Genomic DNA, 13,692 nt, shown 5'->3' on the forward strand with positions numbered 1-13,692 from the left:
ATTTGCTCACTTAACAATAAAGTTCTACAGACAACCCCCACTCTGAATACATACAACACACTTTAGAAATACTAAATCTGTAAACTACCCTAAACGACGCTATTTTAAGGCATAACAGGATAAATTGCTTTGCTTAAAAAGAGCATATACTAAAATGATCATCATAAATCATCCTTTTTCCATTTGAATCATAACTCCCAATGCAGTCAAATTTTCCCATTTTACATCCTCACAGATTGAATCAAAATCACTTGCTTGCACGGCGATAGATACGCTCTACTTTACCCTCGACCTCATACCCTAGAATGGTTTCAGCGACCTCATAAGCAACATCGCTTGTTTCAGCGAGTCGATCACGTAAACTAGAGTAAAAACCGATGGGAACAGGCTTTAATTCTAGCGCGTTGCATATAAAGAGCCATACAATTCACATTAAATGGAGCACTACCGGAAAAAGAAAAAAGGAAATTACTTTTAGAAAGACAACGAGATTGTTCAATCACTTTTAGTGCTTCTGATGATAAAGGCACGCGAAATTCTGTTGTAGTATCACGCCTTCCTTTCATATTTTCAGCAGGAATTATCCATATGGTTCCATCAATTTGGTTGTCATATATATGACGTAAAGGATTTGTACGAACGCCTGTCAGAATAAGCAAACGTAAAGCCAGTTGTATTATGATTGTTGTTTGGCAAAGTATTTTCTAAAAAGTTGCAACCTCTTCAATTCATTGCTGGTAAGTTTTAAACTTTATGACGTTGTTTGCCTCATAAAGCTTGTGCGTTTGTTGTTACCTGTAAGCCAACATCCAAACCTAACACCGCAGCATGCTTAAGATAAAAATTGAGACGAATAAGAACTTTGTAAGCCGTGCCAGCTTTTGTATGCCATATAGGAGCGAGCGTATTGCGTATATCTGTTAACGTAATCTCTGAAAGGAGCAGACAACCTAGTTTAGGAAGAATATAAAGGCGTAATGTTAAAAACCAAAATATCCAGCCTTAATATCCAGCCTTGTCCTCTCCTTTTAATTCAGCCTTACGACTTTCAAAAGCATCTAAAGCAATGTCTTTTAAATAATGGAAATTGCACATTGCCTGACGCCTTTGTTTATTGCGTTCTTTAATGGGATCACGCCCCTCATGTAAAACATGAGCGCCATTGGGGTGCCAATTCACAGGCTTGTTTTAAAGAGACATCTCTCAAGGCAGCCAAGCCCATTTCACGGCGCCGCCCATGGATAATATAACTTAAAAAGCCACTGAGCATCACCATCTTTAAACTTATGAAGCAGCAAGCCGGCACCATCATACTCTTTGCCAGCTCCCAATGTTGCTACAGCCCTTGGCACTTAAGACGATTCATAAGAGGCATTTTTAGTCTTTCCTTATACAATTTTACCCACACACCGGTCTCGTTTGTGACATGCAAGCAAGAGATTTGAAATGAGAAAATCTGACAGAACCCAATGTTCTAATTCAATATAAATAATGCTATATTATCATTATAAATCAATGCATTATACGTTATAAGCAGCATGAGCCATAGGGAAAAATCATCAAAAAAATACAAATACCGAAACACCCTCAAATGCAAAAGCTATGGCAATATTGGTAGCGGGTAGATAATACGATAGTGCCCATAAGCATAAAGACGGTGGTACGACTTTAATACCCTTCACACACCTCGTCGTAAAATAGCTTTAGGTAGATTGAGAAATGTTTCTTTTAAAAAGGGCGTGAATTGACAACTCAAAAACGTACTCTTATGCAGGAAACGCGATCCCATTAAAAAACAAGAGCAACTAAAAGCGTGAAGCAATGCGTAACCTCCTCACTTAAAAAACATAGCTCTAAATCCTTTTGCAAGCCACAAAGTTTAAAAGGAAAAACGACAGTAAAGAGAGATTTGAGTTGACACCATCACCCTCTCACACAACGAGGCTATCTCCCCATTTCAGAGATAACAAAAACAGAGACATGCAATATACTCGCCCCAATTTAGCATACAAACACTGATACAGCTCGTAAAGCACTGAACCATCTCCATCTTAGCCTCAAATATGCTATTATACGAGATGTAGCTATCGCTTTACCAGTAAAAGCAAGCATTTCATAAGGCATAACAACACCATAAAATGAGAAACTTTCCAGCAAAGAATTGAGAGAGGTTGCAACTTTTTATAAAACACTGTGCGAAACAACAAGCATAGAGGGTTTTTAGCTTTGCTTATTTTGATAAGAAGACACACCAATTCCTTGACTCATATTCATAAAGATCCGATGGAAGAAAAATTTAATCTACCAAGACGAGATTTTTCATATTCATGCCTTATATAATCTCTTCAAAAAATCACCAAGCAAATCTTACTTTTGAATTCAACATGACATTTTCACTTGGTTAATGCAAAAGAAAACTGAAATCAGCCAGAAACGACACTGTTATTTTTCATACGTATGAATGTATCTCACTCTTTTGAAAAATATTCTCTTACAGCAGCATAGATAAAAGTTTAAAGAGATGCATGATGACAAACCAAACAAAATCCTCTAAAGTGAATGCCCACTTGCTATAAGAAAAAGGTATAAAAAGTAAACTCAAAAAACCCAAAATTTTATCCTCCAGAAGCAGCACGTTGTGAAGTATCGACATACGTGACAACAGACATACCAGGAATAAGCTTTTCAGCCCCTTCTTGTCCAGGATCTAAAGCGATACGCACTGAAATACGTTGGGCAATTTTAATGAAATTACCAATTGTCGTATCCGTTTTTAACAGAGAAAACTCTGAACCTGTCGCGGGTGCAAAACGAACCACACGCCCTGTCAATTTCTTATTATCGAGTGCATCAACAGAAAAAATAACCGGTTGTCCAACACGCATCTGAGAAAGTTGCGTCTCCTTATAATTAGCAATAATCCAAATATCATCAGAAATAACCGATACCAGTTGGGCACCAGGCAAAACATATTGCCCCACCCGCGCACCAACCAAACCAATATAGCCCGTTTTAGGAGATAGAATCTTGGTATGATTCAAATTGAGCTGAGCCAATTCAACACCAACTTTTGCACTTGCAACTTCTGACTGCAAGCTTTGGCGTTCAAGATCCAATTGTTTTTGCAATTGCCGTTTTGTTCCAAGCGCTGCCAACAATTGTGAAAGAGGACGGGGACCATCACTCGTATTACCTCCAAAGCCTAGCTTTTTGTTTTCAGAGAGAACATTGGAAAATGCTTTTGAGCGCGCCAATTCTGCTTCTGCAGCATTAACTTCCCCCTGTAAAATCTGAGCCTGCAACATAACACTTGCAAGTTTTGCATTTTTTGAATCGAGAACAGCCTGTGCCCGTGCAAGTTGTTGGCGAAACAAGGCGTCATCAAGTTCAAAGAGCAGCATTCCCTTTTCAACACGTTGATAGTCTTGCACATAAATCCGTGCAATAATCCCCGAGATTTGAGAACTCACCAGAGTCACATCACCCTTAATAGAAGCATTATCGGTAATTTGAATAGTACTCACAAAAGGAGGAAGCTTCCAAGCCCATAGAATCAACAAAATACCCATAATTCCTGAGAGGAATGCAACAAGCGTTGCTCTTGAGCGTAATGCTTTTATCATTTTTTGCATCCTTCTCTACTTGCTTGAGATTGCCTTTCGAATGCACGAACAGAACATAACTGTACAAATATTTTGACAAGAAAAATAGCAAATGCAACCATAGCAATATAAAAATAAAGCCTAAAAACATCATCATAAGCCAAAATATTTGCTGTTAACTTCAATTTTTCAATCACTCCAGATGTGCTTTGCTCATCACCCCAAATATGAGGAACAAAAGCACCATAAGAAGGAGAAAATAAGGTATTAGCCTCTCCTGAAATAACAGGATCTGTAACAACAATATTTTGTGTCAAAGACTCAAAGTTCTTATGGGCGAAAAAGAATTGCAAACTACCAAAAAAAGCCGATCCCATCAATCCACCGCTCACTTGTGTAAGCAGGAAAACAGCGATAAAACTCAAAACATAACGTGGTCCTCGCTCACCGGATATGACAAATCCCCTACAAAGCGCAGGAGGTAAAAAAAGCGCATAACTAAAACTGACCAACCCTTGACTAAACATCATATCTTGTGGACGCGTTAAGTGGTTCACATGACTATCTAAATAAGTCCCAAGCGCCAAACAACCCAAAGAGACAAGATAAAAATAATCCTCACGCCCAACCCGTAAAAAACACACACAAACCGCTCCCCCTAGAAGAGCACCCAATATAATCGCAAGATACATGGGTGCCATCTCACGATTTAATAAACCAAACAGATTAAAAAAACCCACCGCTAAAGTTGATCGTTCTAAGAGGAAAACATGAAAAACCAATAAAATAAGAACGGATTGTATCATTTCTTTACTGAAAATCCAGCGCAAATCAATCAACGGTTTTTCTCTATTCAGCTCAATAACAATTGCAATGACCAAAGAAAAAACAGCAAGCGCAAGAGCCCAACCAATCCATGGAGCTTCATACCACCAATACAATATGCCAACAGACATAATCACTGCATTGAGTCCAAGACCAAGAGCAATCAAACCATAACTGAGCCAATCTAATTTCTGAATAACCTTATTGCGTACCACAGGAGTGAGTGGCAGAGCATAAATACAACCCAAACTAATGAGAACAAGTCCCATTTCCATCGCTGAAAGGCTCGAAAAACCACCACTTTCCAGCAATCCAGGGGAAATCAAACGTGATAAGGGTGCAGCAAGAGCAGCATTCATATAATTCAAGCTAAGACCAATGGTAAATTTCTTTGCTGGTGCAAAAGCCTCCATCATATAAAGCAGCGCGAGTGAAGCCAAAGGCGCTGCAGCAATACCAGCGAAAAAGCGAATAATCAGTGCGGAGCGCAAATCCGTAACAAAGAGTTGCAAAACACAAACCAAAACGAAGCCAAGAATTGATAATTCAGCAAAAGCACGCAGGCCAAATTGGTAGCGAATTTTGATCAACATGATGGCAACGCTTACATTTGGCGCCATATAGGCAGCAACCAACCAGGTTGTTTCGGTCAAAGTTGCGTGGAAATCACCGGTAAGATGGACAATATTAGACTGAACAACATTTGCTCCCAAACCATAAGCCCACTGCAAAATAAAAGAAGCAAAAATATAAACGAAACATTTTGGCAAAGGACCTGCAAAAACGCGACCTGGATGTGGAAAAGGTTTTCCTCCTCTTTTAGCAGACATAACCGTACTTTTTTTTCCGCCCATGTCGCTTTTTCCCATATAATCCTTTACGCCTCGCTCACTCCAGCCCCAACAGCTGCCAGTTGATCAAAAAACTCTTCAAGCTTATGATTTGTTTCACCATTTGTCCCCTCATTTAATGTTGCTCGAACTTGCAAAATCTGCTGTTCTAACGCCTCAAAAGAGAGATGCTCCACAGCAACGACATGCTCCACCAAAAGAGAACAACCTGAAAAGGTAATATTGGCAACACCTCCACAAACAGCAAACAGCTTCTCTCCTGAAGAGCTCAGGACACGAACACTTCCCAACACAATACTTGCCACCAGCGGTGCATGATGCGCCATCACTGTCAAAGCACCTGATGCTGAAGGAAGAACAACGGAGCTCGCCTGCTCTGAAAAGACAATCTTTTCAGGCGATACCAATTCAAACAAAAAATGCTCTTCTCTCTTGTGTTCCACAACAATCTCCACGAGGCTTGCTACAAGGACCCTTAGTCCTCTTTACACCAAGCATTCACTACAGACTTCTTCTTATGAAGAAGCCTCTGCAATGAGACGCTTTCCTTTTTCAATGGCTTCATCAATCGAACCAACCATATAAAAAGCTGCTTCTGGCAAATCATCATAATCGCCAGCACAAAGACCCTTAAAGCCTTTTATTGTTTCTTCTAAAGGCACAAGTTTTCCGGGAGAACCGGTAAAAGCTTCCGCCACATGGAAAGGTTGCGAAAGGAAACGTTCAATTTTACGCGCCCGCCCCACCAACAACTTATCATCTTCAGAAAGCTCATCCATTCCAAGAATGGCAATAATATCCTGTAGCGCTCTATAACGTTGCAAAATGGTTTGCACGTGACAAGCAACCGTATAATGCTCTTCTCCCACGATCAATGGATCGAGCATACGCGAGAAAGAATCAAGGGGATCAACAGCTGGATAAATTCCTTTTTCCGCAATGGAACGAGAAAGAACCGTTGTTGCATCCAAATGGGCAAAAGATGTTGCGGGTGCTGGATCTGTCAAGTCATCGGCTGGAACATAAATAGCCTGAACAGAGGTAATAGAGCCTGTTTTTGTACTGGTAATACGCTCTTGCAAAGCCCCCATATCCGTTGCCAAAGTTGGCTGATAACCCACAGCAGAAGGGATACGCCCTAAAAGAGCAGACACTTCAGCTCCTGCTTGGGTAAAACGGAAAATATTATCCACGAAGAAAAGAACATCTTGTCCCTCATCACGGAAGCTTTCTGCAATGGTCAAGCCTGAAAGCGCCACCCGTGCACGTGCTCCTGGTGGTTCATTCATTTGCCCATAAACGAGCGCACATTTTGACCCTTCTGTTGAACCATTATTTTCCTTTGGATTCACATTCACGCGGCTTTCGATCATTTCATAATAAAGATCATTTCCCTCACGTGTACGCTCTCCCACCCCAGCAAACACCGAATATCCACCATGCGCCTTTGCAATATTGTTGATAAGCTCCATAATAAGCACGGTTTTACCAACCCCAGCACCACCAAACAAACCAATCTTACCACCTTTAGAATAAGGTGCTAACAAATCAACGACTTTAATACCCGTGACAAGAATTTCTGAGACCGTCGACTGTTCCACATATTCAGGAGCATCTTGGTGAATAGAGCGCATTTTTGTTGTTGCAATTGGTCCCACATTATCCACCGGCTCCCCAATCACATTCATAATACGACCAAGTGTGGCCTCTCCAACAGGCACACTAATCTGTGTTCCCGTATCAAAAACCTTTTGCCCACGAACAAGACCATCGGTAGTATCCATAGCAATTGTACGTACGGTATTTTCACCCAAATGCTGTGCAACTTCCAAAACCAAGCGATTCCCTAAATTATCGGTCTCCAATGCATTAAGAATATTTGGCAACGCACCTTCAAACTGGACATCCACAACAGCACCAATAACCTGTTTGATCTCACCAACGGCACCTTTTGTACGCCCCTTTTCTTTTATAGGGGTATTTTTAGAAGAACTCCGTGCAGACGGAGAGGAATCCTTCACGTTCACTTGAGATTTCGAGGCGGCTTTTTTTACGCCCGAACGAGCAGCTGGTTTCTTTTTCTCAACTTTTGCTGCTTCCTTACTTGACGTCACTGCTTTTACCATCAATCTTTACCTTTTCACCTTAAAGCGCCTCAGCGCCCGCAATAATTTCGATCAATTCCGTTGTAATCTGTGCCTGACGTTGACGATTATAAGCCACCGTCAATTTATTAATCATTTCACCCGCATTGCGCGATGCATTATCCATAGCAGTCATCTTCGCGCCCATTTCACCAGCAACATTTTCTAGCAACGCCCGAAAGATTTGCACGGACAAATTGCGTGGTACAAGCGCCTCCAAAAGAGAAGCAGCATCGGGCTCATAATCATAAACAATCGACTGTAAATCTTTGCTTTTATCTGCCTTTTCAACCATCCCTTCCGCCTCAAAAGCTCCTTTTATAGAACCCATTGGGATTAAAGCGAAAGCTGTTGGACGCTGATTAATCACTGAAACAAATTCAGAATAAAACAGCGTACAGACATCGAAAGCGCCCTCATTAAATAACGCGACAATCCGTTGGCTAATCATTGCCGCTTCAGTAAAACCAATCCGCTTTACAGCATGCAAATCAATATGATCAATCATCAAAGCTTTATAATCACGCGATAAAATATCTGCGCCCTTTTTACCCACGGTCAAAATCTTAACAATTTTACCCGCAGCAAGCAGAGCTTTAATCTGTTCGCGTGCACGACGCACAATCTGCACATTAAAAGCCCCACACAAGCCACGTTCAGCAGTACAAACCACCAAAAGATGCACATCATCCCGACCGGTTCCTCGCATAAGAGGCGGCGCATCAATGCCATCCACATCAGCAGCAACACTGGTTAAAATAGCAGCCATCCTCTGTGCATAAGGGCGTGCAGACCGTGCCACCTCTTGTGCACGGTGCAACCTTGCTGCTGCAACCATCTGCATGGCTTTGGTAATCTTCTGTGTTGCCTTAACCGAGGCGATACGGTCTCTAAGATCCTTCAACGACGCCATTTAAGCATTCCATCACTTCATCACGAAAAATTCTTCGCATAAGACTTAAGAACAGTAAGCAACTTATCCTTCAGTTCATCGGTGAGCTGTTTTTGCTCAGCAATTGCCTTTAAGAGATCTTGATGATCACTACGCAAAAGTGTCAAAAGCCCTTGTTCAAATCGCGCAACATCAGACACAGCCAGAGGATCAAGATAACCATTGACTCCAGCAAAAATGACAGCGACTTGTTCTTCTGTTTTCAAAGGAGAAAATTGTGGTTGCTTCAAAAGCTCTGTCAAACGTGCACCACGATTTAAAAGACGCTGCGTTGAAGCATCCAAATCAGAACCAAATTGCGCAAAAGCCGCCATTTCACGATATTGTGCCAATTCCCCTTTGATCGAACCAGCCACCTGCTTCATCGCCTTAATTTGCGCAGCAGAGCCAACCCGCGACACAGAAAGCCCAACATTCACAGCAGGACGAATACCCTGATAAAACAAATTGGTTTCCAAGAAAATCTGCCCATCAGTAATGGAAATCACATTGGTAGGAATATAAGCAGAAACGTCATTTGCCTGTGTTTCAATGACTGGTAAAGCCGTCAAAGATCCCGAACCATTTTCCGCATTCAGTTTTGCCGCCCGCTCTAAGAGGCGCGAATGAAGATAGAAGACATCACCGGGATAAGCTTCACGACCTGGTGGGCGACGAAGCAAAAGAGACATTTGGCGATAAGCCACTGCTTGTTTGGAAAGATCATCATAACCAATCAAAGCATGTTGCCCATTATCGCGGAAATATTCGCCCATCGCACATCCGGCAAGAGGCGCAATAAATTGCAATGGAGCAGGATCAGAAGCGGTTGCCGCAACGATAATGGAATATTCAAGAGCACCACGCTCTTCTAAAATTTTCACGAACTGTGCTACCGTTGAGCGTTTTTGACCAATAGCAACATAAATACAATAAACCTTATCCTGCTCGCGCCCAGAATCATTCTCGTGGAAAGGTTTCTGATTTAAAAATGTATCGAGCAAAATCGCTGTTTTCCCTGTCTGACGATCGCCAATCACCAACTCACGCTGTCCCCGTCCAATGGGAATGAGTGCATCAATAGCTTTCAATCCGGTCGACATAGGCTCATGCACAGACTGACGCGGAATAATTCCCGGTGCTTTCACATCCACACGACGACGTTCTGTTGCTTTAAGAGGTCCTTTACCATCGATAGGGTTCCCCAATGCATCAACAACACGCCCCAACAGAGCTGGTCCTACAGGAACATCCACGATAGTGCCTAACCGCTTAACACTATCACCTTCACGAATATCACGATCAGAGCCAAAGATCACCACCCCGACATTATCGATTTCCAAATTCAACGCCATACCGCGTACGCCATTTGAAAAGGAAACCATCTCACCTGCTTGGACATTGTCCAAACCATAGACACGGGCGATACCATCGCCCACAGAGAGAACCCAACCAATTTCTGAAACTTCAGCCTTTTGGTCAAAGTTTCTGATTTGCTCTTTTAGAATTTTTGAAATTTCAGATGGTCTAATATCCATCAGCTGACCTCTTTTTTCAATGCAAGCTTAAGCGAAGACAATTTTGTTACAAGAGACGTATCAATTTGAGACGACCCGACCCGAATAATTAATCCACCAAGAATTGTTGGATCAACACAGATGTTTAGCAAAACTTTTCCCCCCACAGTCCTTTCCAAAGCCTTGCGCAATTCTTGTTCTTGGCGAGAACTTATCGGGCGAGCAGAAATAATCTGTGCTAGAGTTTCTCTACGAGAGAGAGCGACACGACGTTGAAAAGCATGTAAAATACCAGACAAGGCACCAAGCCGACGATTTATTGTGATCATATGCAAAAAATTCCCAATGATCTGACCTGTACTCTTATCAGCAAATTTGATGCTCTCACAAACAGAACGTATCACCTTAACCTGCTCTTTTACAGAAAAGAATGGGCTTTGTACAAAGCGTTTTAAGTCTTCATTTTGATCTAAGACAAGCAAAAAAGATGCGACTGCCTTTTCGACCTTTTCCACGGCTCCTGCTTCTTGCACGAAATCAAAAAGCGCTTGCGCATAGCGTTGATCTACCAATGGCAGCGGTATAAGAGAAAATGAATCCGACACGAAATACCGCCTCTTTCCCTTGAGCGACTCTCTGATAATTATCAGATGAAATGAAACAGACACTCTAAATTCTAAGAATGCCCTTCTTAAAACCCAGAATAAAAAACTTTTTGGTTTCTAGCATAGACACAACCGACTCGCAACACTCCCAATTGATGCTTTCTGAAAATTTCAACGAAAATATTCAAAATATTTTTAAAAAGGATTTTTTCAGAATAGGCAGGTTACACTAGAGCTTACCTGTATTTCTTTTTGACATTCTCTGATAAATTTTTCAAGTCTCTTTTTTGCATCATAAACGGTGTAAAGCAAAAGCAGTCCGATTTTTACCGCTACCGCTACCGCTACCGCTACCGCTACCGCTACCGCTACCGCTACCGCTACCGCTACCGCTACCGCTACCGCTACCGCTACCGCTACCGCTACCGCTACCGCTACCGCTACCGCTACCGCTACCGCTACCGAAAAAATGTGTTATTTCAATCTTATAGGCAAGTCATAATAATAGATAATCACCTTAAAATAAGGAAAAACCACATCTTTTTGTTAATCTCCCCCTTTCTTTTAAGAATATCCCACCAAATATTTTATTTTAAAAGGCACTTTTAAAGCAAATTCCTCCCGCTATGGCGCATTGTATTGAGAAAAATACCAGTTATACAGATCACAATCCGAATTGAAGAAGGCATTTTGGGCGCATTTGCAAGCATTACACCAATAAAGCCTTGTATATCAAAACAACGCTGTCCTCCTAGAAAAACAAAAAAGCAGTAAAAGTTGAAAACGATAACGCCCTTAAATGGAGCCAGTGGAGCCTCTGCTGGTCCCATGACCGAGATATTTTTATCCCGTGGCACAACTTGGCGTGACGCCTGTGCATTATATTCTACAGCTTGATACTTTTCTAGACAACACAATCAAAGAGACAACCCAAATATCTTTACAGCCAATACCCTCTGTATTTTTCTAAAGAAAACTTTGTGGATCAATATCAATCTGAACCCGAACTGAAGAAGGCATTTTGGGCGCATTTGCAAGCATTACACGAATAAAACCTTGTACATCAAAACAACGCTGTCCTTGGAGCAAAAGTCGAAAACGATAACGCCCCCGAATGAGAGCCAATGGAGCCTCTGCTGGTCCCATGACCGAGATATTTTTATCCCGTGGTGCAACTTGGCGCAATGCCCGTGCATAATGTTCTGCAGTTTGACGTTTTTCTGAAGATATAATCAAAGAAGCCAACCGCCCATAAGGTGGAAGATGATAATGCTCACGCATAGCAATCTCATGTGTATAAAAATCCTCACCCTTTTGCGAAAGCAACGCTTTTATCACCGGATGATCAGGCTGATAAGTTTGCAAAAGCCCTAAGCTTTCTAGCCCCATACGCCCAGCCCTTCCAGTCACCTGAGACAAAAGTTGAAAAGTACGTTCTCCCGCACGTAAATCACCATTAGCAAGACCAAGATCGGCATCAATAACCCCCACCAGCGATAATCCAGGAAAATGGTGCCCCTTGGCAACCAATTGTGTTCCAATAATAATGTCCACTTCACCATTAGCAATAGCCTGTAATTCGCGCCGTAAATGACCAATCCCACCTTGAAGATCGGTTGAAAGAATCAACAACCGTGTTTGGGGGAAAAGCTCCCGTGTTTCCTCAGCAATTCTTTCCACACCAGGTCCACAAGCCACGAGATGGTCTAGGGTCCCACATTCAGGACAAGCTTCTGGAAGTGGTTGATGAAACCCACAATGATGGCATTTAAGCTGTCCTTGGGCGCGGTGCTCAACCAGCCAACTTGAACAATCGCTACAATGAAACCGATGCCCACAAACACGACATAAGGTTAAAGGTGCATAACCGCGACGATTGAGAAAAAGCAGCGCCTGTTCACCTTTTTCAAGCGTTTGTTTTAAAGCCGTCTCAAGAGCAAAAGAAATAAAACGCCCCCTTTGCACACCTTCTTGACGCATATCAACCACCCGCAATTTTGGAAGAGCCGCCGCTTGAAAGCGCGATGGCAAATGCACCTTCTGATAACGTCCCCACAAAACATTGACCTGACTTTCAATCGACGGTGTTGCGGAGGATAAAATCACAGGAAAATGCTCGAAAGAGCCCCGCGCCACCGCCATATCACGCGCATGATAAAAAATGCGCTCTTCTTGTTTATAAGCACTATCATGCTCTTCATCCACAATAATCAAGCCAAGCCCATGAAAGGGAAGAAAAAGTGCCGAGCGAGCTCCCGCCACAACCCTTATTCGCCCTTCTGCCACCTGTCGCCATACACGTTCACGACGGCGCGGTGCCAAATCGGAATGCCATTCGGCAGCTCCCGCACCAAAGCGGGCATGAAAGCGATCTAAGAATTGTTGTGTTAAAGCAATTTCCGGCAATAAAATGAGAACCTGCTTGCCCTGTGTGAGTGCTTGGGCAACCGCTTCAAAATAAACTTCTGTTTTTCCTGATCCGGTCACACCATCAAGAAGAAAAACTTGAAACTGAGAAGACAAAACACCATCCCGCAAAAGACACGCAGCTTCACTTTGTGCTCCCTCTAACTGAGGGGGGCAAAAATCTGGATTAGGCGGCGCCATAAGATTCGGCGGTGGCACCATAACCTCTTCAAAAACCCCAAGCGATTTTAATCCTTCAACAACAGAAACAGAAGTTCCTGCCGCATGAGCAAGACCAGAACGCGTCCAAACCTCACCATCACGCGCCAACTCCAAAACCCGCAGGCGTGCTGGTGTTAAACGCTCCACATCTCCCCCACAATACCGCAAACCGGGCTGTGGTGCTTCTGGTTCTAAAGCAGCCGGTATCCCCAAAACCAATCGTGCAACAAGTCCAAGAGGAGTCATCGTATACCGGCTCACAAAACGCAAGAATGCGATCATTTCCCCCCTCAACGGCGGACAATCAAAAACATGAAGCAGAGAGCGTAATTTTTTATCCGCCACAGATGGAGAACTTTGCCCATCTTTTGTCGTCTGTTTTCCGACATCCGCCACAATACCACAAACTTGGCGTCCCATCACCGGAACACGAACAAAAGAACCAACCTCACACGCCATAGAAGGCGGAACCTCATAACTATAAGCTTGCGTAACAGGAAGAGGCACCAAGACTGAAACAATCTTTCTCATATCCTCTGTTCCATTTGACTTTATCTTTTGTCTCAAGATACAAACCTTTTATAAAAAC

At 42.6% G+C, this 13,692-nt stretch carries 10 protein-coding genes and 1 pseudogene; 1 reads left to right on the top strand and 10 read right to left on the bottom strand.

The annotated features are described in order from the left end of the window. Nucleotides 1-247: 247 nt before the first annotated feature. The 8 genes and pseudogenes from PVV69_RS04225 to atpH form a co-directional block, all read right to left on the bottom strand. Nucleotides 248-1,375 (bottom strand): annotated as a pseudogene (locus tag PVV69_RS04225) (tyrosine-type recombinase/integrase). Between the two features lie 1,240 nt (nucleotides 1,376-2,615). Continuing rightward, complete coding sequence (locus tag PVV69_RS04230; protein ID WP_273756584.1) at nucleotides 2,616-3,623, bottom strand: HlyD family secretion protein; 1,008 nt, start codon at nucleotides 3,621-3,623, stop codon at nucleotides 2,616-2,618. Continuing rightward, the gene (locus PVV69_RS04235) at nucleotides 3,620-5,281 is read right to left on the bottom strand and encodes an MFS transporter (RefSeq protein ID WP_273720627.1); all 1,662 of its coding nucleotides are present in this window, start codon (nucleotides 5,279-5,281) and stop codon (nucleotides 3,620-3,622) included. Before PVV69_RS04235 ends, PVV69_RS04230 begins: the two co-directional genes overlap by 4 nt. Nucleotides 5,282-5,304: 23 nt before the next feature. Further along, complete coding sequence (locus PVV69_RS04240) at nucleotides 5,305-5,721, bottom strand: F0F1 ATP synthase subunit epsilon (protein ID WP_273756585.1); 417 nt, start codon at nucleotides 5,719-5,721, stop codon at nucleotides 5,305-5,307. Between the two features lie 72 nt (nucleotides 5,722-5,793). Next, nucleotides 5,794-7,404: a F0F1 ATP synthase subunit beta gene (gene atpD, locus PVV69_RS04245; RefSeq protein WP_273720625.1), complete on the bottom strand. Its 1,611-nt coding sequence runs from the start codon at nucleotides 7,402-7,404 to the stop codon at nucleotides 5,794-5,796. Nucleotides 7,405-7,423: 19 nt separating this feature from the next. Continuing rightward, nucleotides 7,424-8,335, bottom strand: coding sequence for a F0F1 ATP synthase subunit gamma (locus PVV69_RS04250; protein ID WP_273720624.1), 912 nt, complete (start codon nucleotides 8,333-8,335; stop codon nucleotides 7,424-7,426). Nucleotides 8,336-8,355: 20 nt separating this feature from the next. Next, a complete protein-coding gene (atpA, locus tag PVV69_RS04255) occupies nucleotides 8,356-9,891 on the bottom strand; it encodes a F0F1 ATP synthase subunit alpha (RefSeq protein WP_273756586.1) in 1,536 nt (511 codons plus the stop codon). Then, nucleotides 9,891-10,475 (bottom strand): ATP synthase F1 subunit delta, encoded by a 585-nt coding sequence (gene atpH, locus PVV69_RS04260; RefSeq protein WP_273756587.1) that lies wholly within the window; start codon nucleotides 10,473-10,475, stop codon nucleotides 9,891-9,893. The genes atpA and atpH overlap by 1 nt, the downstream gene beginning before the upstream one ends. A gap of 252 nt (nucleotides 10,476-10,727) precedes the next feature. On the opposite strand from atpH, the gene PVV69_RS04265 reads away from it, so the two are divergent. Further along, nucleotides 10,728-11,084, top strand: coding sequence for a hypothetical protein (locus PVV69_RS04265; RefSeq protein WP_273756588.1), 357 nt, complete (start codon nucleotides 10,728-10,730; stop codon nucleotides 11,082-11,084). Here PVV69_RS04265 and PVV69_RS04270 read toward each other — a convergent pair. Beyond that, nucleotides 11,081-11,392: a hypothetical protein gene (locus tag PVV69_RS04270; RefSeq protein ID WP_404978368.1), complete on the bottom strand. Its 312-nt coding sequence runs from the start codon at nucleotides 11,390-11,392 to the stop codon at nucleotides 11,081-11,083. The two genes, PVV69_RS04265 and PVV69_RS04270, sit on opposite strands and share 4 nt — an antisense overlap. A gap of 49 nt (nucleotides 11,393-11,441) precedes the next feature. Continuing rightward, complete coding sequence (locus PVV69_RS04275; protein WP_273756589.1) at nucleotides 11,442-13,634, bottom strand: primosomal protein N'; 2,193 nt, start codon at nucleotides 13,632-13,634, stop codon at nucleotides 11,442-11,444. Nucleotides 13,635-13,692 lie beyond the last annotated feature (58 nt).

It is taken from the genome of Bartonella sp. MM73XJBT (genome assembly GCF_028618465.1).
Lineage (GTDB): Bacteria > Pseudomonadota > Alphaproteobacteria > Rhizobiales > Rhizobiaceae > Bartonella.